Origin of the sequence: Rhizobium sp. 16-488-2b, assembly GCF_017741815.1 — a bacterium.
Taxonomy (GTDB): Bacteria; Pseudomonadota; Alphaproteobacteria; order Rhizobiales; family Rhizobiaceae; genus Rhizobium.
The window spans coordinates 254,875-281,566 of sequence record NZ_JAGHMF010000007.1 but is presented as its reverse complement, the minus strand read 5'-3'; the positions used below and the strand labels follow the sequence as shown (position 1 = coordinate 281,566).

Below are 26,692 nucleotides of genomic sequence, written 5' to 3'. Positions count from 1 at the left end.
TCTTAGGCCTTTGCTTCTGCCGCCTTCTGGCGGGCAATGGTTTTCACGCGGGCGATGTCCTTGCGAACTTCGTTGACGCGGGAGGACTTTTCGAGCTGACCGGTGGCCTTCTGGAAGCGCAGGTTGAACTGCTCCTTCTTCAGGTCGGCGAGCTTGTCCTTGAGCTGATCGGCCGTCAGGCCGCGAACTTCTTCGGCTTTCATGTGCCTTGCTCCTTACTCTGCAATGCGCTGTACGAAGCGCGTCTTGACCGAGAGCTTGGCAGAGCCGAGGCGAAGCGCTTCGCGAGCGATTTCTTCGCTGACGCCGTCGATCTCGAACATCATGCGGCCTGGCTTGACCTTGCATGCCCAATATTCAACAGAGCCCTTACCCTTACCCATACGGACTTCGGTCGGCTTTGCGGTTACCGGAACATCCGGGAACACGCGGATCCATACACGGCCAGCACGCTTCATGTAGCGCGTGATCGCGCGGCGGGCCGCTTCGATCTCGCGTGCATTTACGCGGTTTGGCTCCTGAGCCTTAAGGCCGAATTCACCGAAGGCGAGGTCGGAACCACCCTTGGCGACGCCCTTGATGCGGCCCTTAAATTGCTTGCGGTACTTGGTACGCTTTGGCTGCAACATTTTCTTATTCTCCGAACTTATCTGCCACCAACGCTATTAAGCGTTGTCGCGGCGACGATCGCGGTCACGGCTAGCCGGACCCTGAGCATCACCCTCGAGTGCGCGGCGCTCGGAGGCCATCGGATCGTGCTCAAGGATTTCGCCCTTGAAGATCCAAACCTTGATGCCGCAGATACCGAAAGCGGTTTCCGCTTCGGCTGTGCCGTAGTCGATGTCAGCGCGCAGCGTATGCAGCGGCACGCGACCTTCGCGGTACCATTCCGTACGAGCGATTTCAGCACCGCCGAGACGGCCCGCGCAGGTGATCTTGATGCCTTCGGCGCCAAGACGCATTGCGGACTGAACGGCGCGCTTCATGGCGCGACGGAAAGCAACACGACGCTCGAGCTGCTGAGCGATCGACTGAGCGACCAGAACAGCGTCGACTTCCGGCTTGCGAACTTCAACGATGTTGAGGTGCGTTTCGGAGTTCGTCATGTCCGACAGCTTCTTGCGGAGCTTGTCGATGTCTGCGCCCTTCTTGCCGATGATCAGGCCCGGACGAGCCGAGTGGATCGTAACGCGGCACTTCTTGTGCGGACGCTCGATAACCACCTTGGAGATACCAGCCTGCTTCAGTTCGCTCATGACGAACTTGCGCATCTTCAGGTCTTCGTGCAGCAGCTGACCGTATTCGGCATTGTCCGCGAACCAGCGGCTATCCCAGGTACGGTTGATGCCAAGACGGAAACCAATTGGATTGATTTTCTGACCCATTATGCGGCCTCCTCGGTGGCGGCTTCAACTTCGCGAACAACGATCGTGAGGTGCGCAAAGGGCTTTTCGATGCGCGATGCACGACCACGGCCACGAGCGTGGAAACGCTTCATGACGATCGACTTGCCAACGTAAGCTTCCGCTACGACCAGCGAGTCAACGTCGAGATCATGGTTGTTCTCGGCGTTTGCGATCGCAGATTCGAGCGTCTTCTTGACGGCGCCTGCGATGCGCTTGCGGGAGAATTCCAGCTCAGCGAGTGCGCGCTCGACCTTCTTGCCGCGGATAGCCGCGGCAACCAGGTTGAGCTTCTGTGGGCTGACGCGGAGCGTGCGGGCGACTGCTTGCGCCTCGTTGTCCTTCAGCCGGCGTTCGGCTTTTGCCTTGCCCATCGTTACTTCCTCTTTGCCTTCTTGTCCGCACCGTGACCGTAGTAGGTCCGGGTCGGAGAGAATTCACCGAATTTGTGACCGACCATGTCTTCATTGACGTTGACCGGAATATGCTTGCTGCCGTTGTAGACGCCGAAGGTGAGACCGACGAACTGGGGCAGGATCGTGGAGCGACGGCTCCAGATCTTGATTACTTCTGCACGTCCGCCTTCACGAACCTTCTCAGCCTTCTTGAGAAGATAGCCGTCAACGAACGGACCTTTCCATACTGAACGAGCCATTGGAGACTTCCTCTCTTACTTCTTACGCTGATGACGCGAGCGCATGATCATCTTGTCGGTCGACTTGTTCGACCGGGTGCGCTTGCCCTTGGTCGGCTTACCCCAAGGGGTAACCGGGTGACGACCACCGGAAGTGCGGCCTTCACCACCACCGTGCGGGTGGTCGACAGGGTTCATGACAACACCGCGGTTATGCGGACGCTTGCCGCGCCATACGGTACGACCGGCCTTGCCGTCGTTTATGTTGGCGTGGTCAGGGTTCGAAACCGCACCGATCGAAGCAAGGCAGGAGCCCGGCACGAGGCGCTGTTCGCCAGAGTTCAGACGAAGGATCGCGAGACCCGCATCGCGGCCTACGAGCTGTGCGTAGGAACCAGCGGAGCGAGCGATCTGACCGCCCTTGCCCGGCTTCATTTCCACGTTGTGGATGATGGAGCCAACCGGGATGTACTGCAGGGGCATGGTGTTGCCCGGCTTTACGTCCACAGCCTTTTCAGAGGCGATGACCTTGTCGCCGGCAGCAAGGCGCTGCGGAGCGATGATGTAGGCCTGTTCGCCGTCGGCGTAGGAGATGAGCGCGATGAACGCGGTACGGTTCGGGTCGTATTCGATACGCTCGACCGTGCCTTCAACTTCGAACTTGCGACGCTTGAAGTCGATCAGACGATACGTACGCTTGTGACCGCCGCCGATGAAGCGAGCCGTGATGCGACCGAGGTTGTTACGACCGCCGCTCTTGGTCAGACCCTGCGTCAGCGCCTTGACCGGCTTGCCCTTGTAGAGCGAAGAGCGGTCGACGATGACCAGCTGACGCTGGCTCGGGGTCGTAGGATTGAATGTTTTCAATGCCATGTTTTTATTCCTCAGAGACCGGTGGAGACGTCGATCGTCTGGCCTTCAGCCAAAGTCACGATTGCCTTCTTCACGTCCTTCTGCTTGCCGACAAAACCGCGGAAACGACGGGTCTTGCCCTTGCGGAGCAGAGTGTTGACGGCCGTGACCTTGACGCCGAAGAGCGCCTCGACTGCAGCCTTGATTTCCGGCTTCGACGCCGTCTTAGCGACGTTGAAAACAACCTGGTTGTTTTCCGATACCAGAGTGGACTTTTCGGTGATCGACGGCGAGACGATCACATCATAGTGGCGAAGATCGGTCACTTGAAACGCTCCTCTAGAGCTTCAACGGCAGCCTTGGAAAGCACGAGCTTGCCACGGCGCACGATGTCATAAACGTTGATGCCCTGGATCGGCAGAACATCGATGTTCGGGATGTTCTTGGCTGCGAGCTTGAAGTTGCCATCAAGTTCGGCGCCGCCGATGAAGAGAGCGTTGGTCAGGCCGAGCGTTGCGAAGGTCGAAGCCAGAGCCTTGGTCTTTGCTTCAGCAGCAACCAGGTTGTCGATGATGATGACATCATCGGACTTCAGCTTAGCCGACAGAGCCAGACGCAGGCCGAGAGCGCGAACCTTCTTCGGAAGGTCGTGTTCGTGGCTGCGAGCAACCGGGCCGTGAGCCTTACCACCGCCGCGGAACTGCGGAGCGCGAGCCGAATGGTGACGAGCGCGGCCCGTACCCTTCTGCTTGTACATCTTGGCGCCGGTGCGCCATACGTCGGCGCGGCCCTTAGCCTGGTGAGTGCCCTGCTGCTTCTTGGCAAGCTGCCAGCGGATTACGCGGGCGAGAATGTCTTCGCGGGGCTCGAGACCGAAAATCGCGTCAGAAAGAGAAACCTTCCCTGCGTCTTTTCCCTCGAGGGTCTTGACGTTGAATTCCATTGGTCTGGCTCCCTTACTTCGCGGCCGACTTGACGGCGTCGCGCACGATGATCCAGGCACCCTTGGAACCGGGTACTGCACCCTTGATCAGGATCAGACCACGATCTTCGTCGGTCGAAACCACTTCAAGGTTCTGAGTCGTTACGCGCGTCTGGCCCATGTGACCAGCCATCTTCTTATTCTTGAAAACCTTGCCCGGATCCTGGCGCGAGCCGGTCGAACCGTGCGAGCGGTGCGAAACCGACACACCGTGCGTGGCGCGCAGACCGCCGAAGCCGTGACGCTTCATGGCGCCGGCAAAGCCCTTACCAATCGTCGTGCCGGTGACATCGACGAGCTGACCGGTGGCGAAGTGGCCAGCCTTGAGCTCGGTGCCGACGTCAAGCAGGTTGTCTTCCGTTACGCGGAATTCAGCGAGCTTGGCCTTCGGCTCGACGTTGGCAATAGCGAAATTGCCGCGCATCGCCTTGGACGTGTTCTTGACCTTCGCCGTGCCAGCACCAAGCTGAACTGCGGCGTAGCCGTTCTTTTCTACTGTGCGCTGGGCTACGACCTGGCAGCCTTCCATACGCAGTACTGTTACCGGAACATGTTCGCCGGCGTCGTTATAGACGCGGGTCATGCCGATCTTCTGTGCAATCACACCTGAACGCATCGGTTCAATCCTTCCAACTCAGCTCGAGCTAGGCTCAGAGCTTGATCTCAACATCGACACCAGCGGCGAGATCGAGCTTCATCAGCGCGTCTACCGTCTGCGGTGTCGGGTCAACGATGTCGAGGAGGCGCTTATGCGTGCGCATCTCGAACTGCTCGCGGCTCTTCTTGTCGATGTGTGGGGACCGGTTTACCGTAAACTTCTCGATGCGAGTCGGAAGCGGAACGGGGCCCCGGACGCTTGCGCCGGTGCGCTTCGCCGTCGACACGATCTCGCGCGTCGAAGCGTCGAGAATGCGGTGATCGAACGCCTTCAGGCGAATGCGGATATTTTGGCCGTTCATTCGACGTTATCCTTGTGTTTGTTACTTACGCGCCCTTGTTCAAGGCACGGGTTGTTTTCTTCCCTAAAGGCGGACCACCGGTTTCAAAGATCGAGAGGGACGTCGGAAACCGGCATCCCTATCCAGTCTTCAGGCCTTTCGGCCACCTTTATGTTAGCTTCAGTCTGCCGCTTCGAAACAACGAAGCAGCGCGCAAACAGCGCTTGCGCGCCATGTGCCGTATTTCTTTGTAATAAGCAAGCGGCTAAAGCCACTTGCTTCATAATAATGTCATCGAAGCGGCCGTCTCTTGCGAGACGGCCGATCTCAATGATTACTCGATGATCGAGGCAACGATGCCAGCGCCGACGGTACGGCCGCCTTCGCGGATAGCGAAGCGCAGCTTTTCTTCCATCGCGATCGGAACGATCAGTTCAACAGCAACCGTGACGTTGTCGCCAGGCATAACCATTTCCGTGCCTTCCGGCAGCGAAACGATGCCGGTAACGTCCGTCGTGCGGAAGTAGAACTGCGGACGGTAGTTGGTGAAGAACGGCGTATGACGGCCGCCTTCTTCCTTCGTCAGGATGTAGGCTTCTGCCATGAACTTCTTGTGCGGCTTGACAGAGCCCGGCTTGCACAGGATCTGACCACGCTCAACGCCGTCACGGTTAACACCGCGAACCAGAGCGCCGATGTTGTCGCCAGCCTGGCCCTGATCGAGCAGCTTGCGGAACATTTCAACGCCGGTAACCGTCGTCTTCGAGGTGGCGCGGATGCCGACGATTTCGACTTCTTCACCAACCTTGACGATGCCGCGCTCGACGCGACCGGTCACAACCGTACCACGACCCGAGATCGAGAACACGTCTTCGATCGGCATCAGGAACGGCTGGTCGATCGGACGCTCAGGCGTCGGGATGTAGGCGTCGACAGCGGCCATCAGTTCGCGAACGGCGTCTTCGCCGATCTTCTTGTCCGAATCGTTGAGAGCGGCCAGAGCCGAACCCTTGACGACAGGAACGTCGTCGCCCGGGAAGTCGTAGGACGACAGAAGTTCGCGAACTTCCATCTCGACGAGTTCGAGCAGTTCCGCGTCGTCGACCTGGTCGACCTTGTTGAGGAACACGACCAGAGCCGGAACGCCAACCTGACGAGCGAGCAGGATGTGCTCGCGGGTCTGCGGCATCGGGCCGTCAGCAGCCGAGCAAACCAGGATCGCGCCGTCCATCTGGGCAGCACCGGTGATCATGTTCTTGACGTAGTCGGCGTGGCCGGGGCAATCAACGTGGGCATAGTGACGGTTGGCCGTCTCGTACTCGACGTGTGCCGTCGAGATGGTGATGCCGCGTGCCTTTTCTTCCGGTGCAGCGTCGATCTGGTCGTACGCCTTGAACTCGCCGAAATACTTGGTGATCGCTGCCGTCAGAGACGTCTTGCCGTGGTCAACGTGGCCGATCGTGCCGATGTTAACGTGCGGCTTGTTGCGCTCAAATTTGCTCTTTGCCATTTAGGCTCTCCATTCTTGCAAGTCCGCGGGGGACTTAATTCTTGTTATCGGTCAATTGGTATTCCGGTCACTTCTGACCGGAATACTTTGCCTGGATCTCGGTTGCGACGTTCGACGGGACCGGCGAGTAGTGATCGAAGGTCATCGTGTACTGTGCGCGGCCCTGCGACATGGAGCGCAGGTTGTCGACGTACTTGAACATGTTCGCCAGCGGAACGTTGGCGTTGATGACGATCGCGATGCCGCGCTGTTCCTGACCCTGGATCTGACCACGGCGGGAGTTCAGGTCACCGATGACGTCGCCGACGTAATCTTCCGGCGTTACGACTTCGACCTTCATCATCGGCTCGAGGAGCTGAGCGCCGGCCTTCTTGGCTGCTTCACGGAAGCAAGCACGCGAAGCGATTTCGAACGCGAGGACGGACGAGTCAACGTCGTGGAAGGCACCGTCAACGAGCGTCGCCTTGACGCCGAGCATCGGGAAGCCAGCCAGCGGACCGGAAGACAGAACGCTTTCGATACCCTTCTGAACGCCCGGGATGTATTCCTTCGGAACAGCACCGCCGACGATCTTGGATTCGAACTTGAAGTCGTCGCCTTCTGGGTTCGGTTCGAAGATGATCTTGACGCGCGCGAACTGACCGGTACCACCGGACTGCTTCTTGTGCGTGTAGTCTTCTTCGTGCTGACGCGTGATGGTTTCGCGGTAGGCAACCTGCGGAGCACCGACGGTTGCTTCAACCTTGAATTCGCGACGCATGCGGTCGACGAGAATGTCGAGGTGAAGTTCGCCCATGCCGGCGATGATGGTCTGACCGGATTCCTGGTCAGTCTTCACGCGGAAGGACGGGTCTTCAGCAGCCAGCCGGTTGAGCGCGAGGCCCATCTTTTCCTGGTCGCCCTTGGTCTTCGGCTCGATCGCGATCTGGATGACCGGCTCGGGGAATTCCATGCGCTCGAGGATAACCGGCTTCAGCGGATCGCAGAGCGTATCGCCAGTGGTGGTTTCCTTGAGGCCGGCGAGAGCAACGATGTCGCCTGCGAAGGCTTCTTCGATGTCTTCACGCGAGTTCGAGTGCATCTGCAGCATGCGGCCGACGCGCTCGCGCTTGTCCTTGACCGTGTTCATGACCGACGCGCCCTTTTCGAGCTTGCCGGAGTAGATGCGAGCGAAGGTCAGCGAACCGACGAAGGGGTCGTTCATGATCTTGAACGCGAGCATGGAAAGCGGCTCGGCGTCGTCAGCATGACGTTCGATTTCGGCTTCGGTCTTGAAGTCGATGCCCTTGATCGCCGGAATGTCGAGCGGCGACGGCAGGTAGTCGACAACGGCGTCGAGCAGCGGCTGAACGCCCTTGTTCTTGAAGGCGGTGCCGCAGAACATCGGGTGGAACTTGACGTCGATCGTGCCGCGACGAACGAGCGCGCGGATCTGGTCGTTGTCGGGCATGGTGCCTTCGAGGTAGGCTTCCATCGCGGCTTCGTCGATCTCGACAACCGTCTCGATCAGCTTTTCGCGATATTCGGCAGCCTTTTCCTTCAGGTCGTCAGGGATTTCGACGACGTCCCACTGAGCGCCGAGCGATTCGTCGCGCCAGATGAGAGCGTTCATCTCGATCAGGTCGACAACGCCCTTGAAGTCGCTTTCTGCGCCGATCGGGAGCTGCATGACGACTGCGGTGGCGCCGAGACGGGTCTTGATCATTTCTACCGAGCGGTAGAAGTCAGCACCGGTCTTGTCCATCTTGTTGCAGAAGATCATACGCGGAACGTTGTACTTCTCAGCCTGACGCCAGACGGTTTCCGTCTGCGGCTCTACGCCTGCGTTGGCATCGAGAAGGGCAACAGCACCGTCGAGAACGCGCAGCGAACGTTCGACTTCGATGGTGAAGTCAACGTGGCCGGGGGTGTCGATGATGTTGAAGCGACGCATCTTGCCGTCGCGACCCTTCCAGAAGGTCGTGGTCGCAGCGGACGTGATCGTGATGCCACGCTCCTGCTCCTGCTCCATCCAGTCCATCGTGGCGGCGCCATCGTGCACTTCGCCGATCTTGTGCGACTTGCCGGTGTAGTAAAGGATACGCTCGGTCGTCGTCGTCTTGCCGGCGTCGATGTGCGCCATGATACCGAAATTACGGTAGTCTTCGATTTTATATTCGCGAGCCATAATGGACTGCCTTTCGGGAACCGTTCGGGATTACCAGCGATAATGCGAGAACGCACGGTTGGCATCAGCCATCTTGTGCGTGTCTTCGCGCTTCTTGACGGCGCTACCACGGTTGTTGGATGCATCGAGAAGTTCGCCGGAAAGGCGATCGACCATCGTCGTCTCATTGCGCTTGCGAGCGGCAGTGATCAGCCAGCGAATTGCGAGGGCCTGGCGACGCTCAGGGCGAACATCGACCGGAACCTGGTACGTAGCACCACCAACGCGGCGCGAACGGACTTCTACGTGCGGAGCAATGTTGTCGAGGGCGGCGTGGAAAACAACCAGCGGCTCCTGCTTCGACTTGTTCTGCACGGAGTCAAATGCGCCGTAAACAATGCTTTCAGCGACGGACTTCTTGCCGTCAAGCATGATTGCATTCATGAACTTGGTGACGATGAGATCGCCGAACTTGGGGTCCGGGTTGATCTCGCGCTTTTCTGCTCTGTGACGTCTGGACATACTTCTCGTCTCTTAACCGTTAAGGCGCTTTATCACGCGGAGGACCTCACGCAGCGCCGAATTTACAAAAAGTCCGAATTACTTCGGACGCTTCGCACCGTACTTGGAGCGGCGCTGCTTGCGGTTCTTGACACCCTGGGTATCGAGAACGCCGCGGATGATGTGGTAACGAACACCCGGCAAGTCCTTCACGCGGCCGCCACGGATCATGACGACAGAGTGCTCCTGCAGGTTGTGACCTTCGCCAGGAATGTAGCCGATGACTTCGAAGCCATTGGTCAGACGGATCTTGGCAACCTTACGGAGAGCCGAGTTCGGCTTCTTCGGGGTCGTGGTGTAGACGCGGGTGCAAACACCACGCTTCTGCGGGTTTTCCTGCAGAGCAGGAACCTTGTTACGCTTTACGTTTGGCTGGCGCGGCTTGCGGATCAGCTGGTTTACGGTAGGCATTCAACCATCCCTTACGTTTAAATCTCAAACCCTTGCGGGCGTAACTCACGCCGTCTCCGGCAAGATCACACGCCTGTCTCAATGCGCAAAACGTGGCCCGATCTGTTTTCGCAGATGGACCACAAAGAGCAGAGGACGCAAAAGAAATGCGTCATGCGTGCAGGCAACATATCTTCAACGTGCGTTTCGAACCTTGTTTGAGGTGATATCGAGGGCGTGTCGCCCCAGATGGCCATGCCTCACATGGGTTCCGATGGCGCGGGTACTACTGGTTTCCCGTCGTCTCGTCAAGGCTGTTAACAAATAATCTTCCCGAGAAGGCCTTGAAACGCGGCCTTTTGGCCCTCGCCCGGACCTTTTAGACAAAATCGCGTGCGGTGGCCAAGATAAACTTGGGCATTGCAGCGAAAGCGGCTAAGGAATCAGAGATTGCAGAGGCCGAGTGCCTGAAATGAGATTCAAATCTCGAATCGAAGGACGAAGAATGATTACCAGCCCGGACAACGACAACAACAACGAAGGCCCGATGGTCTTCATCATCATCGGCAAGGGTTATGAGACCGATGGCAGCGAAGGTGTCGATCTGCACATCATGCTGAAGGCGGCCGACGACGACAGCGCGGTTCGCGAGGCGTTGAACGCGTTGTCCGAGGAAGGTTTCATCGAGGCCGACCTCGACCAGATCGGCATGCTGACCGACATTCCGGAAGAAGAGCCTCATGCGTCCGCCTACAAGGGCGCGGTCGAAGGCGAAGTCGCGATCATCCGCTTCAGCTGAGCCGACATGATGGAGCCGGATGCGCTGAAAGTGCTGATCTATGCCACTTGGCGCGACCGGCTTCTCGTTTTCGACGAGCCGGACTTTCCCGATGTGCTCTGGCAGGTGCCGGGCGGAACGGTCGAGACCGGCGAAAATATCGCCGAGGCGGCGCTGCGGGAATTCCGCGAGGAAACTGGTCTCGCGCCATCAGCTCCCCTCGCCCCGCTTGCCGTCCACGACTACCGCTTTTCGCTGAAGATCGGCGGTATCGCCTGGCACCGCCGGCACTATTTTCATGTCGAACTCCAAGATCACCACCCGGAGACATGGCTGCACCATGAGCTGACGCCGTTTGGCGGCGGCGACCCTATCCAGTTTCGCTTCTTCTGGATCGACTTCATGCAAGCGAAAGCCCGGCTGGGCTATGGCATGGAACACTGCCTGCCGATGATCGCCTGATCGCCGCGCCCTCCCCGCTCTCCACTTCCATATCCTGAAACGAAAAACCGCCCGGATTGCTCCGGGCGGTTTTCAATTCTTGGTATCCGGTCTTGCGACCCGGGCGCCGATTACTCGGCGGCCGGTGCGCTTTCGCCAGCCAGATCCTGAAGCATCGGGGTCGCGACATCGGCGCCCGTGCCCTTGCGGCGTTCTTCGAGGATCAGCTCGTCGCGCGAGGTCGCGATACGGCGGATCTGGGTCATGGTGCCACCGGTACCAGCCGGGATGAGGCGGCCGACGATGACGTTTTCCTTCAGACCCTGCAGGCCGTCGGTCTTGCCGGCGATCGCAGCTTCCGTCAGCACCTTCGTCGTTTCCTGGAAGGACGCGGCGGAGATGAAGGACGGCGTCTGCAGCGACGCCTTGGTGATGCCGAGCAGAACCGGCTCGCCATAGGCAGGCTTCTTGCCCTGTTCGATCAGGCCGTCGTTGACGTCTTCGAGCTCGATACGGTCGACGTTGTCGCCGACGATATAGGTCGAGTCGCCTGCATCGGTGATTTCCACCTTCTGCAGCATCTGACGGACAATCACTTCGATGTGCTTGTCGTTGATGACAACGCCCTGCAGACGATAGACTTCCTGGATTTCGTTGACCAGGTACGAAGCCAGAGCTTCGACGCCCTTGATCGCCAGGATGTCATGCGGCGCGGGGTTACCGTCGAGGATGTAGTCACCCTTTTCGATATAGTCACCTTCCATCAGATGGAACGGCTTGCCCTTCGGGATCAGGTACTCGACCGGCTCGACACCGTCTTCCGCCGGCTCGATGATGACGCGACGCTTGTTCTTGTAGTCGCGGCCGAGGCGGATCGTACCATCGATCTCAGCGATGATGGCGTGGTCCTTCGGACGACGAGCTTCGAACAGTTCGGCAACACGCGGCAGACCACCGGTGATGTCCTTGGTCTTGGCGCTTTCCAGCGGCGAACGTGCAAGCACGTCACCCTGGGAAACCTTCTGACCAGGCTCGACCGACAGGATCGCGTCAACCGACAGCTGGAAGCGGGCATCAGCACCGCGCGGCAGCTTCATGACATTGCCGCTGGCATCCATGATGACGATCGACGGCTTGAGATCCGAACCGCGCGGGGTCGAACGCCAGTCGATAACCTGACGCTTGGTGATACCCGTGGATTCGTCGGTCGCTTCGAGAACGGAGAGACCATCGACGACGTCTTCGAACTGAACGGTACCCGAGACTTCCGTCATCATCGGACGGGTGTACGGATCCCACTCGGCCAGACGCTGGCCCCGCTTGACCTTGTCGCCGTCATCGACGTGCAGCTTCGAACCGTAGGCGACGCGCTGCGAGGAGCGCTCGACGCCACGCTCGTCGAGAATGGTGACCGCCATGTTGCGGCCCATAGCGACGAGGACGTTCTCCGAGTTGCGCAGAACGTTGCGGTTCTTGATCTGGATCGTACCTTCATACGATGCTTCCAGGAACGACTGGTCGACCACGTTCGCCGTGCCACCAAGGTGGAACGTACGCATGGTGAGCTGCGTGCCCGGCTCGCCGATCGACTGAGCGGCGATGACGCCGACCGCTTCACCCATGTTGACAGGGGTACCGCGGGCAAGGTCACGACCGTAGCAGACCGAGCAGACGCCCGTCTGGACTTCGCAGGTCAGTGCGGAGCGGATACGGATCGACTGGATACCAGCCTTTTCGATCTCGATGACATCGGGCTCAAGGATCATCTTGCCGGCGTCGACGAGACGCTCGCCGGTAACCGGATGATCGATATCGTCAAGAGCCGTACGGCCGAGGATACGAACGCCGAGCGAAGCAACGACCTGACCGGCATCGACGATGGCGGTCATGGTGAGGCCCTTGTCGGTGCCGCAATCCACGAGGTTGACGATGCAATCCTGCGCGACGTCGACGAGACGACGGGTCAGGTAACCGGAGTTAGCCGTCTTCAGAGCGGTGTCTGCAAGACCCTTACGGGCACCGTGGGTCGAGTTGAAGTACTCGTTAACGGTCAGACCTTCCTTGAAGTTCGACGTGATCGGCGTCTCGATGATTTCACCCGACGGCTTGGCCATAAGGCCGCGCATGCCGCCCAGCTGACGCATCTGGTTCGGAGAACCACGGGCACCCGAGTGCGACATCATGTAGATGGCGTTCATCTGCTTCTGGCGACCCGTTTCCGGATCGAACTCGACAGCCTTAATGCGGGCCATCATGTCCTCGGCGACCTTTTCGGTTGCCTTGCCCCAAGCGTCAACGACCTTGTTGTACTTCTCGCCCTGAGTGATCAGGCCGTCGTTGTACTGCTGCTCGTATTCCTTGACCAGGTTTTCGGTGTCGCCGACGATCTTCGCCTTCGAGTCCGGGATAACCATGTCGTCCTTGCCGAACGAAATGCCGGCGCGGCAGGCGTGGGTGAAGCCGAGCTGCATGATGCGGTCGCAGAAAATGACCGTGTCCTTCTGGCCGCAATGACGGTAGACCGTGTCGATCATCTTGGAGATGTTCTTCTTGGTCATTTCCTGGTTGCAGATGTCGAAGGTCACCTTGCCGTTCTTCGGCAGGAGTTCGCCGATGAGCAGACGGCCAGGGGTCGTTTCGTAGATCTTCGAGTAGGGCTTGCCATCCTCGTCGATCGACTTGAAGCGGCCGCGGATCTTGGAGTGCAGCGTCACGACCTTGTTTTCAAGCGCGTGATGCAGTTCGCCCAGATCAGAGAAGGCCATGCCTTCGCCCGGCTCGTTCTGGTTCATGATCGCGAGGTAGTACAGGCCGAGAACCATGTCCTGCGACGGAACGATGATCGGTGCACCGTTTGCAGGGTGCAGGATGTTGTTCGTCGACATCATCAGGACGCGGGCTTCGAGCTGGGCTTCGAGCGACAGCGGCACGTGAACGGCCATCTGGTCACCGTCGAAGTCGGCGTTGAAGGCCGTGCAGACGAGCGGGTGCAGCTGGATGGCCTTGCCTTCGACCAGGATCGGTTCGAAGGCCTGGATGCCCAGGCGGTGCAGCGTCGGTGCGCGGTTGAGCAGTACCGGATGCTCGCGGATGACCTCGTCGAGGATATCCCAGACTTCCGGCTTTTCCTTTTCAACCAGCTTCTTGGCCTGCTTGACGGTCGAGGAGTAACCCTTGGCGTCGAGGCGGGCGTAGATGAACGGCTTGAACAGCTCGAGCGCCATCTTCTTAGGCAGGCCGCACTGGTGCAGCTTCAGTTCCGGACCAGTCACGATGACCGAACGGCCGGAATAGTCGACGCGCTTGCCGAGAAGGTTCTGACGGAAGCGGCCCTGCTTGCCCTTGAGCATGTCGGACAGCGACTTCAGCGGACGCTTGTTGGCGCCGGTGATGACGCGGCCACGGCGGCCGTTGTCGAACAGCGCGTCCACAGATTCCTGCAGCATGCGCTTTTCGTTGCGGATGATGATGCCAGGAGCGCGCAGTTCGATCAGGCGCTTCAGACGGTTGTTACGGTTGATGACGCGGCGGTACAGGTCGTTCAGGTCGGACGTCGCGAAACGGCCGCCATCGAGCGGAACCAGCGGGCGCAGGTCCGGCGGGATGACCGGGACGACCTTCATGATCATCCATTCCGGACGGTTACCCGACTCCATGAAGTTCTCGACGATCTTCAGGCGCTTCATCAGCTTCTTCTGCTTGAGATCCGACGTGGTGTCGGCCAGATCGGAGCGCAGGTCGCCCGCGATCTTCTCAAGGTTCATCGATGCCAGCATTTCGAAGATGGCTTCAGCGCCGATCATGGCGGTGAACTGATCTTCGCCGTACTCATCGACAGCAAGCATGTATTCTTCTTCCGTCAGGAGCTGGTGCTCCTTGAGCGCGGTGAGGCCCGGCTCGGTGACGATGTAGTGTTCGAAGTAGAGAACGCGCTCCACATCCTTCAGCGTCATGTCGAGCAACGTCGAGATACGCGAAGGAAGCGACTTCAGAAACCAGATATGGGCGACGGGAGCTGCGAGCTCGATGTGGCCCATGCGCTCACGGCGAACGCGCGACAGCGTAACTTCGACGCCGCACTTTTCGCAGATGATGCCCTTGTATTTCATGCGCTTGTACTTGCCGCACAAGCATTCATAGTCCTTGATCGGTCCGAAGATGCGGGCGCAGAACAGACCATCGCGTTCAGGCTTGAACGTACGATAGTTGATCGTTTCCGGCTTCTTGATCTCACCATAAGACCAGGAGAGAATCTTCTCCGGAGACGCAATCGAGATCCGGATGGAATCGAAATTCTGCGCAGGCACCTGCGGATTGAAAAGATTCATGACCTCTTGGTTCATGCCTGTCTCCTTCATGGGCTGAAAGCCCTCAAACTGCGATGATCAGCGGCAAATCCCGGGCGCCGCGCCATCGCGAAAAAACGACAATAACCGCAGAATGCGGCGAAATCGTCCCTTCCCGGCCAACACGTTACGGGGCCAGAGCTGGGACGGTGCGCGCTACATGGCAGCGCGCACCCTATCAGGTGGTTACTCGGCGGCGTCCGGCAACTGGCCGGTCTGCTGCTCGTCAACCTTCGAGTTCTCGAGCTCGACGGAAAGACCCAGAGAGCGCATTTCCTTGACGAGAACGTTGAAGCTTTCGGGAATACCCGCTTCGAACGTGTCGTCGCCACGGACGATGGCTTCGTAGACCTTGGTACGGCCGGCGACGTCGTCGGACTTGACCGTAAGCATTTCCTGCAGCGTGTAAGCCGCACCGTATGCTTCCAGAGCCCAGACTTCCATTTCCCCGAAGCGCTGACCGCCGAACTGCGCCTTGCCGCCCAGCGGCTGCTGGGTAACGAGCGAGTAAGGACCGATCGAACGAGCGTGGATCTTGTCGTCAACCAGGTGGTTGAGCTTGATCATGTACATGTAGCCGACGGTGACCTTGCGGTCGAAGGGCTCGCCCGTGCGGCCGTCGTACAGAACCGACTGACCACTTTCGTGCAGACCTGCCTTCTTCAGCATCGAGGCAACGTCAGGCTCATGCGCACCGTCGAAGACCGGCGTTGCGATGGAGACACCACGGCGGGACTGCTCGGCCAGCTTGACCAGCGCGTCGTCGTCGAAGTGGGCGACTTCATCCTTGGCCTGCGAAGCGTAGACATCCGTCAGCTCCGTCTTCAGGTCGGTGATGTCCATCGTCTTGCGGTATTCGTCGAGCAGCTCGCCGATCTTCTTACCCATGCCGGCGCAAGCCCAGGCAAGGTGGGTTTCGAGGATCTGGCCGACGTTCATGCGCGAAGGCACGCCCAGCGGGTTCAAGCAGATGTCGACATGCGTACCGTCTTCGAGGAACGGCATGTCTTCGACAGGCACGATACGCGAGACAACGCCCTTGTTACCGTGACGGCCGGCCATCTTGTCGCCCGGCTGGATCTTGCGCTTCACAGCAACGAAGACCTTGACCATCTTCATGACGCCAGGAGGCATTTCGTCGCCGCGCTGGACCTTCTCGACCTTGTCCATGAAGCGCTGTTCAAGGCGCGACTTGGATTCGTCGTACTGGCCACGCAGAGCTTCGAGCTCGGACTGAACCTTCTCGTCTTCGACGGCGAACATCCACCACTGCGAGCGGGGATATTCGGAGACGACGGCGTTAGCCAGCTCGGTGCCCTTCTTGAAGCCCTTCGGGCCGGCGATGGCAACCTGACCACGCAGCATGTCGATCAGACGGCCGTAAACGTTACGGTCGAGGATCGCCTGCTCGTCGTCGCGGTCCTTTGCAAGACGCTCGATCTCTTCGCGCTCGATAGCCATCGCGCGCTCGTCCTTTTCAACGCCGTGGCGGTTGAAAACGCGAACTTCGACGATCGTGCCGTAGGTCCCCGGAGGCATGCGCATGGAGGTGTCGCGGACGTCCGACGCCTTTTCACCGAAGATGGCGCGCAGAAGCTTTTCTTCCGGCGTCATCGGGCTTTCGCCCTTCGGCGTGATCTTGCCGACGAGGATGTCACCCGGCTGAACTTCAGCACCGATGTAGACGATACCGGCTTCGTCGAGGTTCTTCAGCGCTTCTTCCGAAACGTTCGGAATGTCGCGCGTGATTTCTTCCGGACCAAGCTTGGTGTCGCGGGCCATCACTTCGAATTCTTCGATGTGGATGGAGGTGAACACGTCGTCAGCGACGATGCGTTCCGACATCAGGATCGAGTCTTCGTAGTTGTAACCGTTCCACGGCATGAACGCGACGAGCGCGTTGCGGCCGAGTGCCAGGTCGCCCAGGTCCGTCGACGGACCGTCAGCTAGAATGTCGCCGCGGTTGATGACGTCACCAACGGTGACCAGCGGACGCTGGTTGACGCAGGTGTTCTGGTTCGAACGCTGGAACTTCTGCAGACGGTAGATATCAACACCGGACTTGCCGGCATCGAGGTCTTCCGTCGCGCGGATAACGATACGCGTCGCGTCGACCTGGTCGACCACACCGCCACGGCGAGCGCCGATGGCAGCGCCGGAGTCGCGGGCAACGATCGGCTCCATGCCGGTGCCGACGAACGGAGCTTCAGCGCGCAGCAGAGGCACGGCCTGACGCTGCATGTTCGAGCCCATGAGAGCGCGGTTGGCGTCGTCGTTTTCCAGGAACGGGATGAGAGCGGCTGCGACCGAAACGACCTGCTTCGGCGAAACGTCCATCAGGTTCATGCTATCGCGCGGAGCGAGCATAACTTCGCCGGCGTGACGGCAAACGACGAATTCGTCGACGAACGAGCCGTCGGAGCCGAGTTCGGCGTTAGCCTGAGCGACGTAATACTTCGCCTCTTCCATTGCGGAGAGGTAAAGAACGTCGTTCGTGACCTTGCCGTCAACGATGCGGCGGTACGGCGATTCAATGAAGCCGTACTTGTTGACGCGTGCGAAGGTGGCCAGCGAATTGATCAGACCGATGTTCGGGCCTTCCGGCGTTTCGATCGGGCAAATACGGCCGTAGTGGGTCGGGTGAACGTCGCGGACTTCGAAGCCTGCACGCTCGCGGGTCAGACCACCCGGGCCAAGAGCCGAGAGACGGCGCTTGTGGGTGATTTCCGAAAGCGGGTTCACCTGGTCCATGAACTGCGACAGCTGCGAGGAGCCGAAGAATTCGCGGACGGCAGCTGCTGCCGGCTTGGCGTTGATCAGGTCCTGCGGCATGACCGTGTCGATTTCGATCGAGGACATACGTTCCTTGATCGCGCGCTCCATGCGGAGCAGGCCGAGACGGTACTGGTTTTCCATCAGTTCGCCGACGGAGCGAACGCGACGGTTGCCGAGGTTGTCGATGTCGTCGATCTCGCCCTTGCCGTCGCGCAGTTCGACGAGCATCTTGACCACGGCCAGGATGTCGTCCTTGCGCAGGACACGGACGGTGTCTTCGACTTCGAGGTCGAGACGCATGTTCATCTTGACGCGACCAACGGCCGACAGGTCGTAGCGCTCGGCGTCGAAGAACAGCGAGTTGAACATCGCTTCGGCCGATTCCATGGTCGGCGGTTCACCCGGACGCATGACGCGGTAGATGTCGAACAGAGCGTCCTGACGGTTCTCGTTCTTGTCGGCGTTCAGCGTGTTGCGGATGTAGGCGCCGACATTGATGTGGTCGATGCCGAGAACCGGGATCTCTTCGAAGCCGTGCGACAGGATGACGGCGAGCGACTTCTCGTCGATTTCGTCGCCTGCCTCGAGGTAGATTTCACCCGTCGAGTAGTTGACGATGTCTTCGGCGAGGAAGTTGCCGTACAGGTCTTCGTCGGTCGCCTGCAGAGCCTTGAGGCCCTTTTCGGAAAGCTGACGGAGCAGACGCGGGGTCAGCTTCTTGCCGCCTTCGACGACGACTTCGCCGGTGTCGGCGTCGATCATGTCGCTGATCGTCTTCGCACCCTTGAGGGTCTCCGGCGTAAACGGAATGCGCCAGCCCTTGCCGTCACGAACATAGTCGGACTTGGTGTAGAAGGTCGACAGGATTTCTTCGCCGTCCATGCCGAGCGCCATCAGCAGCGACGTTACCGGCAGCTTGCGGCGACGGTCGATACGGGCGTAGACGATGTCCTTGGCGTCGAATTCGATGTCGAGCCAGGAACCGCGATACGGGATGACGCGAGCAGCGAACAGCAGCTTGCCGGACGAGTGGCTCTTGCCCTTGTCGTGATCGAAGAACACGCCTGGCGAACGGTGCATCTGAGACACGATGACGCGCTCGGTGCCGTTGACGATGAACGTACCGTTGTTGGTCATGAGCGGCATGTCGCCCATGTAAACCGACTGTTCCTTGATGTCCTTGATCGACTTCGCGCCCGTATCTTCATCGATATCGAACACGATCAGACGGAGAGTAACCTTCAGCGGCGCGGCGTAGGTCAGGTCGCGCTGGCGGCATTCATCGACGTCGAACTTCGGCGGTTCGAACTCGTAGGACACGAATTCCAGCATCGAAGCGCCGGAGAAATCCGTGATCGGGAATACGGACTTGAAAACCGACTGAAGGCCCTCGTCAGGGCGACCGCCCTTGGGCTCTTCAACCATCAAAAATTGGTCATAGGACGCCTTCTGAACCTCGATGAGGTTCGGCATTTCCGTGACTTCTGGGATCTTACCGAAAAACTTGCGTACGCGCCTACGACCATTGAACGAAAGGGTCTGAGCCATCGTCGCTCCTTCAAAATTGCATCCGGGCCTGCAACGGACGGGAACCGATGGCCAGTCGACCCCGTCAAGCAATGTGCGCTTCAAACTCGTCTCACTTCCCGAAATCACGAGGCCGGATTGCCTGCGCGTCTCGGTTCGAGACCATCCTCTTGAAGAACCCATTACCCAAAAGCCGTTTTCACGCGGCTTTTGGGTAATTCGTTCCGGGAAACGGCAAATGGGAGGCCGGAAATCCAGCCTCCCAGATGCAGTTCAAGATTACTTAACGTCGACCTTAGCGCCGGCGTCTTCAAGCTTCTTCTTGATGTCGGCAGCTTCAGCCTTGGAAACAGCTTCCTTGACAGCCTTCGGAGCGGCTTCAACGAGGTCCTTAGCTTCCTTCAGGCCGAGGCCCGTGATAGCGCGAACTTCCTTGATGACGTTGATCTTGTTAGCGCCGGCGTCAGCCAGGATAACGTCGAACTCGGTCTTTTCTTCTTCAGCAGCAGCCGGAGCAGCGCCACCGCCAGCAGCAGCAACTGCTACCGGAGCAGCAGCGGAAACGCCCCACTTTTCTTCGAGAAGCTTGGACAGTTCTGCAGCTTCCAGAACGGTCAGCGAGGAGAGGTCGTCTACGATCTTTGCGAGATCAGCCATTGTATCAATTCCTTATGTTCGGTTCGAACCGGTTGTTTATAAACAGCAAAAAACCGCCTTATGCGGCTTCGTCCTTCTTGGCGTAAGCCGAGAACACGCGAGCAAGCTGGCTTGCCGGTGCCTGAACAACGCCTGCGATGCGGGTAGCCGGAGTCTGGATCATGCCCAGCAGCTTCGCGCGCAGTTCGTCCAACGAAGGCAGGGTCGCGAGCGACTTGACTGCTTCTGCGTTGAGCGTCGTTGTCCCCATGGCGCCGCCCAAAACAACGATCTTATCGTTGGTCTTGGCGAAATCCACGACGACTTTCGGAGCGGTGATCGGGTCATTGCTGTATGCAATGAGCGTCTGACCGTTGAAGAGACCAGAGATCCCTTCCGCTTCCGTACCCTGAAGGGCGATTTTGGCCAGGCGGTTCTTCGCGACTTTGACGGTACCGCCAGCTGCGCGCATCTTGGAACGGAAGTCGTTCATCTGCGCGACTGTAGCACCAGCATAGTGGGCCACGACAACCGAGCCCGAAGCCTTGAAGACTTCGTTCAGTTCCGTGACGAATTCGCGTTTTTCCGCTCTTTCCACTGCCTATCTCCAGTAGATGAGACCGTGACCGGCCCCATCGGGTTGCCTTTGCCTCCTGAGATCACGAATGATCCCAAGCGACGCTTGAGGATCCTGTCCCCTCGCGCTCCGCGCCAGAAAGGCTAAGAGGCACAAGGCATCCAAGGTTCGAACCAAATCGATGAAGCGAAGCTTCAAAAATTCGGGCCTTACCCGTCTCATGCAGGCCAAGTGATTAAGGGAAAACCACCTGCAATCTCGGACAGGATTCCGGATTTCTCCGGAATATCCCGGCCCCTTGCGAGGCCGGGATCTGATGAGCCGGACTGACGCCCAGCGAAACTTTATTAAGCGGCCGTGACCGAAGCGACTTCGATCTTGACGCCCGGGCCCATGGTCGAAGAGATCGCTACGCGCTTGACGTAGTTACCCTTTGCGCCGGCCGGCTTTGCCTTGATGACGGCGTCAGCGAAAGCCTTGATGTTTTCTTCAAGAGCCTTGGCGTCGAACGAAGCCTTGCCGATGCCGGCGTGGACGATACCAGCCTTCTCGACACGGAACTCGACAGCACCGCCCTTGGAAGCCTTGACGGCGCCAGCGACGTCCATGGTGACGGTGCCAACCTTCGGGTTCGGCATCATGCCACGCGGGCCGAGAACCTTACCGAGGCGACCGACGAGCGGCATCATGTCCGGGGTCGCGATGCAGCGATCGAAGTCGATCTTGCCGCCCTGAACGATCTCGACGAGATCTTCAGCGCCGACAACGTCAGCACCAGCAGCCTTGGCTTCGTCAGCCTTGGCGCCACGTGCGAAGACGGCGACGCGAACGTCACGGCCCGTGCCGTTCGGCAGGTTGACAACGCCGCGGACCATCTGGTCAGCGTGGCGCGGGTCAACACCGAGGTTCATCGATACTTCGACGGTTTCGTCGAACTTGGCGACAGCCCGTTCCTTGACCATGCTGATAGCGAGGTCGAGAGCGTAGAGCTTCGTGGGATCAACACCTTCGTTGATCTTCTTGGTGCGCTTGCCTGCCATGGTCTTATCCTACCACTTCCAGGCCCATGGCGCGGGCAGAGCCCTCAATCATCGCCATTGCACCTTCGATATCAGCTGCGTTCAGGTCCTTCATCTTGGCTTCAGCGATCGTCTTGATCTGAGCCTTGGTGAGCTTGCCTGCGGTGGCGCCCTTGCCAGGCGTCTTGGAACCGGACGTGATCTTCGCTTCCTTCTTCAGCCAGTAGCTGACCGGAGGCTGCTTCATGACGAAGGTGAAGGACTTGTCCTGGTAGTAGGTGATGACGACCGGAATCGGCATACCCTTTTCCATTTCCTGCGTAGCGGCGTTGAACGCCTTGCAGAATTCCATGATGTTAATGCCACGCTGACCAAGCGCCGGGCCGATTGGCGGGGACGGGTTAGCCGATCCTGCCTTGACCTGAAGCTTGAGCTGGCCTGCAACTTTCTTAGCCATAACTCTCTGCCTTTCACTGACGGCCGGTTGCCCGACCAATAATGCCGGATCGCTCCGGCGGCTGCGGTTGCGTGGTTCGGATTTTAGGCCCCGGCTAAGGCGCCCTCACCTTCCACGCGCTTTGCGGCTTTCGCCGCGGGGACATAAGCCGTTGCCGGCTTACGTCCCAACTCAGACCTTCTCGACCTGAGCGTATTCCAGTTCGACCGGCGTCGCACGGCCGAAGATCGACACTTCCACCTTCAGGCGCGAACGCTCTTCGTCCACATCCTGAACCGTGCCGTTGAACGATGCGAACGGACCGTCGGAAACGCGGACCTGCTCGCCGATCTCGAAGCTGACCGAAGACTTCGGACGCTCGACACCTTCCTGAACCTGACCGAGAATACGATCGGCTTCGGAGTCAGGGATCGGCACGGGCCGATTGTCGGAACCCAGGAAGCCAGTCACCTTCGGCGTGTTCTTGATCAGATGGTAAGCTTCATCGGTCAGGTTGGCGCGAACCATCACATAACCGGGGAAGAACTTGCGCTCGCTATCGACCTTGCGGCCGCGACGCACCTCAACCACCTTTTCAGTCGGGACGAGAATCTTCTCGAAGAGATGCTCAAGACCCTTCTGACGGGCCTTGTTCTCGATGTCTTCCGCGACCTTCTTTTCAAAATTCGAATACGCGTGGACGATATACCAACGTGCCGCCATCTTATATCTCCGCCCGATCAGTTGCCGATATTGAGCACGAAGCCCAGCAACCAGCCGATCAACTGGTCCGCGGCAAAAAAGAACAGCGCGGCAAAGACAACCATCACAAGCACCATGATCGTCGAGATCATCGTTTCACGGCGCGACGGCCAAGTAACTTTCAACGTTTCCGTGCGAACCTGCTGCAGAAACGTAAGCGGATTTGATTTGGATGCCATCGACTGCCCACGCAATTACGGCGCGTAAAGCTGATCAGATCAGCCCCACACACCGCGTGTCTGTTGAACCCCTACATAAACACCGATTCCCCATTAGACAAGAGGGGAACCAAAGTTTAACGAAATTAGCCATGTACGAGCCTCTTGCGAAATGCTGCAGGTTGTCCGCGCTGTTCGTTCAAGGAAATGGCAGGGGCAGAGGGGCTCGAACCCACGGCCTGCGGTTTTGGAGACCGCCGCTCTACCAACTGAGCTATACCCCTTTACGCTTCCCGATCAGCCTGTTGGCGAAAGCCGCGACGCATTGTCGAGAAGCATGGCGCACCCTTTAAGACGCCGAGAGGCGATTGGCAAGTGCGTTTTTCACTTTTTCCCATTCCTCCCGCATGCATCGAAACACGTTCACAGCTTAACGTACCGGCGCCAGTCGTGCTCCTCGCGAAAGCCCAGCACTTCCTTGATCTTGCGGTTCGACAGCAGACCCTCGAATTCGCCGATCTCGCGGGTGAACTTGACGTTCGGATAGTAGCGCGCGGCGAGCTCCCGCGTTGGCGTATTGGCCGAGACGGTATCGTTGGCGGCGTTGAACACCTGGAAACCGAGGCCATCTTTTTCGATGCAGAGATGGCAGATCTGGCCGAGATCGCGCGCGTCGATATAGCTCCAGGCGATGCGCTTGCGCATCTCGGGATTGGCGAAGTAGGTCGGGAAATTCTCGTATTCGTGCGGCTCGATAACGTTGCCGATTCGTAGCGCATAGATATCGGCGCCGGAGCGCTCGGCGAACGCGCGGGCCGTCTTCTCGTTCAGCACCTTCGACAGGCCGTACGAATCCATCGGGTTTACGTCGTAGTCCTCATCCAGCGGGAACTGATGGAAATCCCGATGCCCCTCGGCAAAGCAGACGCCATAGGTGGTTTCGCTGGAGGCAACGATGATCTTGCGCACACCGAGCTTCACCGCCGCCTCGATGACATTATAGGTGCCCATCGTGTTGATGCGGAAGGTTTCGTTGTCGGGCTTGATCAGAATGCGCGGGATGGCGGCGAAGTGCACCACGGCATCATAGGCAACAACACCCCTGCCCGATTCGAGGTCGGGAAAGTCGCGATGCATCGAAAGCGCGTTATAGACCTGACCGCTATCGGTGATGTTGACGATCAGATTGGTGACACCAGGACTGTCGAGCGGCACGAGATCGATGTTGTGAACCTCGTAGCCGGCATTGACCAGCCACGGCACGGCATGACGCCCCGCCTTGCCGGAGCCACCCGTAAACAGAATGCGCTTCTTCATCCAAGATCCTCCTCCGTGGAGTTGGGATAGATAAAGTCTTTGATGGTGAGCGCAAGGCGGCAAAAGAAAAGGCCCCGCTGTTTCCAGCGAGGCCCTTCCTAACTCAAAGCAATCCTAGGGATCACTCGATGATCGAGGCAACGATGCCAGCGCCGACGGTACGGCCGCCTTCGCGGATAGCGAAGCGCAGCTTTTCTTCCATGGCGATCGGAACGATCAGCTCAACGGCAACGGTGACGTTGTCGCCAGGCATAACCATTTCCGTGCCTTCCGGCAGCGAAACGATGCCGGTCACGTCGGTCGTGCGGAAGTAGAACTGCGGACGGTAGTTGGTGAAGAACGGCGTATGACGGCCGCCTTCTTCCTTCGTCAGGATGTAGGCTTCAGCCATGAACTTCTTGTGCGGCTTGACAGAGCCCGGCTTGCACAGGATCTGACCACGCTCAACGCCGTCACGGTTAACACCGCGAACCAGTGCGCCGATGTTGTCGCCAGCCTGGCCCTGATCGAGCAGCTTGCGGAACATTTCAACGCCGGTAACCGTCGTCTTCGAGGTGGCGCGGATGCCGACGATTTCGACTTCTTCACCAACCTTGACGATGCCGCGCTCGACGCGACCGGTCACAACCGTACCACGACCCGAGATCGAGAACACGTCTTCGATCGGCATCAGGAACGGCTGGTCGATCGGACGCTCAGGCGTCGGGATGTAGGCGTCGACAGCGGCCATCAGTTCGCGAACGGCGTCTTCGCCGATCTTCTTGTCCGAATCGTTGAGAGCGGCAAGAGCCGAACCCTTGACGACAGGAACGTCGTCGCCCGGGAAGTCGTAGGACGACAGAAGTTCGCGAACTTCCATTTCGACCAGCTCGAGCAGTTCCGCGTCGTCGACCTGGTCGACCTTGTTGAGGAACACGACCAGAGCCGGAACGCCAACCTGACGAGCGAGCAGGATGTGCTCGCGGGTCTGCGGCATCGGGCCGTCAGCAGCCGAGCAAACCAGGATCGCGCCGTCCATCTGTGCGGCACCGGTGATCATGTTCTTGACGTAGTCGGCGTGGCCGGGGCAATCAACGTGGGCATAGTGACGGTTGGCCGTCTCGTACTCGACGTGTGCCGTCGAGATGGTGATGCCGCGTGCCTTTTCTTCCGGAGCAGCGTCGATCTGGTCGTACGCCTTGAACTCGCCGAAGTACTTCGTGATCGCTGCCGTCAGAGACGTCTTGCCGTGGTCAACGTGGCCGATCGTGCCGATGTTAACGTGCGGCTTGTTGCGCTCAAACTTACTCTTTGCCATTTGAATGCTTCCTGTGAACGAAATGGATGACCCCGGCGAACCGGTTTAGTGCCGCCGTTTAAGGCTTTCGGCGGAATTGCGCAAGACTTAATTGCGGACGCTATTCCGCACTGCCGCCGCATATGGGAACGAAGCATTCGATCGGCAATATAGAAGTGCGACGAAGCGTGCGCGATTTCACCATAAACCGCCACAAGCGATTGATGCTGTGATATTACTTGCCCTGCCGGAGCCACGCCGGCGATCGCCGGGGAGCATGGCATGGAACCGAAGGATATCGCGAAACGATCGGCCGGCAATTTTCTGATCTTTGCCGGCTGCGCATTCATATTGTGGATATTGGCGGCCGCGATCGACTGGATCGCGCAGGTCGTGCGGCTCTCGACGCCCGAGCGGCTGCCGGCGCTGGCGGCCTCCATCGTCAGTTCGTCGACGCTGCAGGCGATCGTCGCCATATGGCTGCTGACGGCGGCTGTGGCCATCGCGTTTCCACGCGTTCTCAGGCCGCTTTCGACCACAACGACGCTGATGTTCGATGTCGGCTACGGCATCCTCGGCGCGCTGACAGGATTCGGCATCGCGATCGGGCTCTTCGGCGGCGGCTGGTCGATCCTGTTGCGGGCAGTCATCTATAGCGCTGTCATCGCCGTCGGCTATGTCGCCGTGCGCAAATGGCTGTCGCGCGACGAATTCACGATGGATGGGCGTACGCGCTGGATGGCGGCCGGCATCATTGCGCTCGCCTCCCCCTTCGTTTTGCTCTGGGGCTGAGATGGGGCGCCGCGTCAGTGCGATACGCAAACGCGAACAGGCGCTTGCGCGCTGTAGATAATGTCGGGCTTCGATTTGAAAAGTGGAGCGGGTAGCGGGAATCGAACCCGCGTATTCAGCTTGGAAGGCTGCTGCTCTACCATTGAGCTATACCCGCGGGGTTTGGTCCGATCCGAGGACGAATGGTGGAGAGAGTTGGATTTGAACCAACGTAGGCTGAGCCAACGGATTTACAGTCCGTCCCCTTTAACCACTCGGGCATCTCTCCAGTTTTTCGTCCGGATCGTTAGACCAAGTCTGCTAGACTTTCGAAGCGTTGCCGCCCCTCTGTCTGCGCCGCGTATATGACGGGCCGAGTTGCCTATGTCAACACGATGACGATGGAAAATATGCGAAAAATGTCATCGGCGATGGAAAGCCCCTGTGGACAAAGAAA

27 protein-coding genes and 3 tRNA genes are annotated in these 26,692 nt (G+C 59.0%); 3 read left to right on the top strand and 27 right to left on the bottom strand.

Annotated elements, in window-relative coordinates:
* Window positions 1–2 precede the first annotated feature (2 nt).
* The 14 genes from rpmC to rpsL form a co-directional block, all read right to left on the bottom strand.
* Window positions 3–203 (bottom strand): 50S ribosomal protein L29, encoded by a 201-nt coding sequence (rpmC, locus tag J5286_RS07590; RefSeq protein WP_016553554.1) that lies wholly within the window; start codon window positions 201–203, stop codon window positions 3–5.
* Between the two features lie 12 nt (window positions 204–215).
* Window positions 216–629 carry a 50S ribosomal protein L16 gene (gene rplP, locus J5286_RS07585; RefSeq protein WP_003573792.1) on the bottom strand — a complete coding sequence of 138 codons (414 nt, stop codon included), beginning with the start codon at window positions 627–629 and terminating at the stop codon, window positions 216–218.
* 36 nt (window positions 630–665) lie between these two features.
* Window positions 666–1,385 (bottom strand): 30S ribosomal protein S3, encoded by a 720-nt coding sequence (rpsC, locus tag J5286_RS07580; protein WP_018900270.1) that lies wholly within the window; start codon window positions 1,383–1,385, stop codon window positions 666–668.
* Window positions 1,385–1,777 (bottom strand): 50S ribosomal protein L22, encoded by a 393-nt coding sequence (gene rplV, locus J5286_RS07575; RefSeq protein WP_018900271.1) that lies wholly within the window; start codon window positions 1,775–1,777, stop codon window positions 1,385–1,387. The genes rpsC and rplV overlap by 1 nt, the downstream gene beginning before the upstream one ends.
* A 2-nt stretch (window positions 1,778–1,779) precedes the next feature.
* Window positions 1,780–2,058: a 30S ribosomal protein S19 gene (gene rpsS / locus J5286_RS07570; protein ID WP_018900272.1), complete on the bottom strand. Its 279-nt coding sequence runs from the start codon at window positions 2,056–2,058 to the stop codon at window positions 1,780–1,782.
* Between the two features lie 15 nt (window positions 2,059–2,073).
* Window positions 2,074–2,910 carry a 50S ribosomal protein L2 gene (rplB, locus tag J5286_RS07565; protein WP_018900273.1) on the bottom strand — a complete coding sequence of 279 codons (837 nt, stop codon included), beginning with the start codon at window positions 2,908–2,910 and terminating at the stop codon, window positions 2,074–2,076.
* Between the two features lie 11 nt (window positions 2,911–2,921).
* Complete coding sequence (locus J5286_RS07560) at window positions 2,922–3,215, bottom strand: 50S ribosomal protein L23 (protein WP_018900274.1); 294 nt, start codon at window positions 3,213–3,215, stop codon at window positions 2,922–2,924.
* A complete protein-coding gene (gene rplD / locus J5286_RS07555; protein ID WP_018900275.1) occupies window positions 3,212–3,832 on the bottom strand; it encodes a 50S ribosomal protein L4 in 621 nt (206 codons plus the stop codon). Before rplD ends, J5286_RS07560 begins: the two co-directional genes overlap by 4 nt.
* 13 nt (window positions 3,833–3,845) lie before the next feature.
* Window positions 3,846–4,487 (bottom strand): 50S ribosomal protein L3, encoded by a 642-nt coding sequence (rplC, locus tag J5286_RS07550; RefSeq protein WP_047509915.1) that lies wholly within the window; start codon window positions 4,485–4,487, stop codon window positions 3,846–3,848.
* A gap of 34 nt (window positions 4,488–4,521) precedes the next feature.
* Window positions 4,522–4,830, bottom strand: a complete 309-nt coding sequence (gene rpsJ / locus J5286_RS07545) for a 30S ribosomal protein S10 (protein ID WP_003547547.1) — start codon at window positions 4,828–4,830, stop codon at window positions 4,522–4,524.
* Between the two features lie 313 nt (window positions 4,831–5,143).
* Window positions 5,144–6,319 (bottom strand): elongation factor Tu, encoded by a 1,176-nt coding sequence (tuf, locus tag J5286_RS07540; RefSeq protein WP_111561256.1) that lies wholly within the window; start codon window positions 6,317–6,319, stop codon window positions 5,144–5,146.
* Between the two features lie 67 nt (window positions 6,320–6,386).
* On the bottom strand, window positions 6,387–8,486 hold the full coding sequence (gene fusA, locus J5286_RS07535) for an elongation factor G (protein WP_112945139.1): 2,100 nt from the start codon (window positions 8,484–8,486) through the stop codon (window positions 6,387–6,389).
* A 30-nt stretch (window positions 8,487–8,516) separates the two neighbouring features.
* Window positions 8,517–8,987, bottom strand: a complete 471-nt coding sequence (gene rpsG, locus J5286_RS07530; protein WP_018902682.1) for a 30S ribosomal protein S7 — start codon at window positions 8,985–8,987, stop codon at window positions 8,517–8,519.
* Window positions 8,988–9,065: 78 nt separating this feature from the next.
* Window positions 9,066–9,437 (bottom strand): 30S ribosomal protein S12, encoded by a 372-nt coding sequence (gene rpsL / locus J5286_RS07525; RefSeq protein WP_018902683.1) that lies wholly within the window; start codon window positions 9,435–9,437, stop codon window positions 9,066–9,068.
* Window positions 9,438–9,921: 484 nt separating this feature from the next.
* On the opposite strand from rpsL, the gene J5286_RS07520 reads away from it, so the two are divergent.
* Entirely contained in the window at window positions 9,922–10,215 is a 294-nt protein-coding gene (locus J5286_RS07520) for a hypothetical protein (RefSeq protein ID WP_018902684.1), read from the top strand.
* A gap of 9 nt (window positions 10,216–10,224) precedes the next feature.
* Window positions 10,225–10,656 (top strand): NUDIX hydrolase, encoded by a 432-nt coding sequence (locus tag J5286_RS07515; protein ID WP_209189962.1) that lies wholly within the window; start codon window positions 10,225–10,227, stop codon window positions 10,654–10,656.
* 110 nt (window positions 10,657–10,766) lie between these two features.
* Here J5286_RS07515 and rpoC read toward each other — a convergent pair whose 3' ends face one another.
* The 11 genes from rpoC to tuf (J5286_RS07460) form a co-directional block, all read right to left on the bottom strand.
* On the bottom strand, window positions 10,767–14,978 hold the full coding sequence (rpoC, locus tag J5286_RS07510; protein WP_018902686.1) for a DNA-directed RNA polymerase subunit beta': 4,212 nt from the start codon (window positions 14,976–14,978) through the stop codon (window positions 10,767–10,769).
* 189 nt (window positions 14,979–15,167) lie between these two features.
* Window positions 15,168–19,304 (bottom strand): DNA-directed RNA polymerase subunit beta, encoded by a 4,137-nt coding sequence (gene rpoB, locus J5286_RS07505; protein ID WP_018902687.1) that lies wholly within the window; start codon window positions 19,302–19,304, stop codon window positions 15,168–15,170.
* Between the two features lie 258 nt (window positions 19,305–19,562).
* Entirely contained in the window at window positions 19,563–19,940 is a 378-nt protein-coding gene (gene rplL / locus J5286_RS07500; protein WP_018902688.1) for a 50S ribosomal protein L7/L12, read from the bottom strand.
* A gap of 58 nt (window positions 19,941–19,998) precedes the next feature.
* Complete coding sequence (gene rplJ, locus J5286_RS07495; protein ID WP_018902689.1) at window positions 19,999–20,517, bottom strand: 50S ribosomal protein L10; 519 nt, start codon at window positions 20,515–20,517, stop codon at window positions 19,999–20,001.
* 326 nt (window positions 20,518–20,843) lie between these two features.
* The gene (gene rplA / locus J5286_RS07490) at window positions 20,844–21,536 is read right to left on the bottom strand and encodes a 50S ribosomal protein L1 (RefSeq protein ID WP_018902690.1); all 693 of its coding nucleotides are present in this window, start codon (window positions 21,534–21,536) and stop codon (window positions 20,844–20,846) included.
* Window positions 21,537–21,540: 4 nt separating this feature from the next.
* The gene (gene rplK, locus J5286_RS07485; protein ID WP_018902691.1) at window positions 21,541–21,972 is read right to left on the bottom strand and encodes a 50S ribosomal protein L11; all 432 of its coding nucleotides are present in this window, start codon (window positions 21,970–21,972) and stop codon (window positions 21,541–21,543) included.
* Between the two features lie 171 nt (window positions 21,973–22,143).
* Entirely contained in the window at window positions 22,144–22,674 is a 531-nt protein-coding gene (gene nusG, locus J5286_RS07480; RefSeq protein ID WP_018902692.1) for a transcription termination/antitermination protein NusG, read from the bottom strand.
* A 17-nt stretch (window positions 22,675–22,691) separates the two neighbouring features.
* Window positions 22,692–22,892 carry a preprotein translocase subunit SecE gene (gene secE / locus J5286_RS07475; protein WP_026283763.1) on the bottom strand — a complete coding sequence of 67 codons (201 nt, stop codon included), beginning with the start codon at window positions 22,890–22,892 and terminating at the stop codon, window positions 22,692–22,694.
* Between the two features lie 187 nt (window positions 22,893–23,079).
* Window positions 23,080–23,155: transfer RNA gene (locus J5286_RS07470), tRNA-Trp, on the bottom strand.
* Window positions 23,156–23,294: 139 nt separating this feature from the next.
* On the bottom strand, window positions 23,295–24,188 hold the full coding sequence (locus tag J5286_RS07465) for an NAD-dependent epimerase/dehydratase family protein (RefSeq protein WP_209189826.1): 894 nt from the start codon (window positions 24,186–24,188) through the stop codon (window positions 23,295–23,297).
* Between the two features lie 121 nt (window positions 24,189–24,309).
* Window positions 24,310–25,485 (bottom strand): elongation factor Tu, encoded by a 1,176-nt coding sequence (gene tuf, locus J5286_RS07460; protein WP_111561256.1) that lies wholly within the window; start codon window positions 25,483–25,485, stop codon window positions 24,310–24,312.
* A gap of 261 nt (window positions 25,486–25,746) precedes the next feature.
* On the opposite strand from tuf (J5286_RS07460), the gene J5286_RS07455 reads away from it, so the two are divergent.
* Window positions 25,747–26,256 carry a hypothetical protein gene (locus J5286_RS07455; RefSeq protein WP_209189825.1) on the top strand — a complete coding sequence of 170 codons (510 nt, stop codon included), beginning with the start codon at window positions 25,747–25,749 and terminating at the stop codon, window positions 26,254–26,256.
* Between the two features lie 83 nt (window positions 26,257–26,339).
* Here the strand turns inward: J5286_RS07455 and J5286_RS07450 are convergent.
* Window positions 26,340–26,413, bottom strand: a tRNA-Gly gene (locus J5286_RS07450).
* 26 nt (window positions 26,414–26,439) lie between these two features.
* A tRNA-Tyr gene (locus J5286_RS07445) sits at window positions 26,440–26,524 on the bottom strand.
* Window positions 26,525–26,692: the final 168 nt, after the last annotated feature.

Bases quoted from the DNA above. Each gene is read 5' to 3' on its own strand.
- rpmC (WP_016553554.1), bottom strand. From the start codon at position 203: ATGAAAGCCGAAGAAGTTCGCGGCCTGACGGCCGATCAGCTCAAGGAC.
- rplP (WP_003573792.1), bottom strand. From the start codon at position 629: ATGTTGCAGCCAAAGCGTACCAAGTACCGCAAGCAATTTAAGGGCCGC.
- rpsC (WP_018900270.1), bottom strand. From the start codon at position 1,385: ATGGGTCAGAAAATCAATCCAATTGGTTTCCGTCTTGGCATCAACCGT.
- rplV (WP_018900271.1), bottom strand. From the start codon at position 1,777: ATGGGCAAGGCAAAAGCCGAACGCCGGCTGAAGGACAACGAGGCGCAA.
- rpsS (WP_018900272.1), bottom strand. From the start codon at position 2,058: ATGGCTCGTTCAGTATGGAAAGGTCCGTTCGTTGACGGCTATCTTCTC.
- rplB (WP_018900273.1), bottom strand. From the start codon at position 2,910: ATGGCATTGAAAACATTCAATCCTACGACCCCGAGCCAGCGTCAGCTG.
- rplD (WP_018900275.1), bottom strand. From the start codon at position 3,832: ATGGAATTCAACGTCAAGACCCTCGAGGGAAAAGACGCAGGGAAGGTT.
- rplC (WP_047509915.1), bottom strand. From the start codon at position 4,487: ATGCGTTCAGGTGTGATTGCACAGAAGATCGGCATGACCCGCGTCTAT.
- rpsJ (WP_003547547.1), bottom strand. From the start codon at position 4,830: ATGAACGGCCAAAATATCCGCATTCGCCTGAAGGCGTTCGATCACCGC.
- tuf (WP_111561256.1), bottom strand. From the start codon at position 6,319: ATGGCAAAGAGCAAATTTGAGCGCAACAAGCCGCACGTTAACATCGGC.
- fusA (WP_112945139.1), bottom strand. From the start codon at position 8,486: ATGGCTCGCGAATATAAAATCGAAGACTACCGTAATTTCGGTATCATG.
- rpsG (WP_018902682.1), bottom strand. From the start codon at position 8,987: ATGTCCAGACGTCACAGAGCAGAAAAGCGCGAGATCAACCCGGACCCC.
- rpsL (WP_018902683.1), bottom strand. From the start codon at position 9,437: ATGCCTACCGTAAACCAGCTGATCCGCAAGCCGCGCCAGCCAAACGTA.
- J5286_RS07520 (WP_018902684.1), top strand. From the start codon at position 9,922: ATGATTACCAGCCCGGACAACGACAACAACAACGAAGGCCCGATGGTC.
- J5286_RS07515 (WP_209189962.1), top strand. From the start codon at position 10,225: ATGGAGCCGGATGCGCTGAAAGTGCTGATCTATGCCACTTGGCGCGAC.
- rpoC (WP_018902686.1), bottom strand. From the start codon at position 14,978: ATGAACCAAGAGGTCATGAATCTTTTCAATCCGCAGGTGCCTGCGCAG.
- rpoB (WP_018902687.1), bottom strand. From the start codon at position 19,304: ATGGCTCAGACCCTTTCGTTCAATGGTCGTAGGCGCGTACGCAAGTTT.
- rplL (WP_018902688.1), bottom strand. From the start codon at position 19,940: ATGGCTGATCTCGCAAAGATCGTAGACGACCTCTCCTCGCTGACCGTT.
- rplA (WP_018902690.1), bottom strand. From the start codon at position 21,536: ATGGCAGGCAAGCGCACCAAGAAGATCAACGAAGGTGTTGATCCCACG.
- rplK (WP_018902691.1), bottom strand. From the start codon at position 21,972: ATGGCTAAGAAAGTTGCAGGCCAGCTCAAGCTTCAGGTCAAGGCAGGA.
- nusG (WP_018902692.1), bottom strand. From the start codon at position 22,674: ATGGCGGCACGTTGGTATATCGTCCACGCGTATTCGAATTTTGAAAAG.
- secE (WP_026283763.1), bottom strand. From the start codon at position 22,892: ATGGCATCCAAATCAAATCCGCTTACGTTTCTGCAGCAGGTTCGCACG.
- J5286_RS07465 (WP_209189826.1), bottom strand. From the start codon at position 24,188: ATGAAGAAGCGCATTCTGTTTACGGGTGGCTCCGGCAAGGCGGGGCGT.
- tuf (WP_111561256.1), bottom strand. From the start codon at position 25,485: ATGGCAAAGAGTAAGTTTGAGCGCAACAAGCCGCACGTTAACATCGGC.
- J5286_RS07455 (WP_209189825.1), top strand. From the start codon at position 25,747: ATGGAACCGAAGGATATCGCGAAACGATCGGCCGGCAATTTTCTGATC.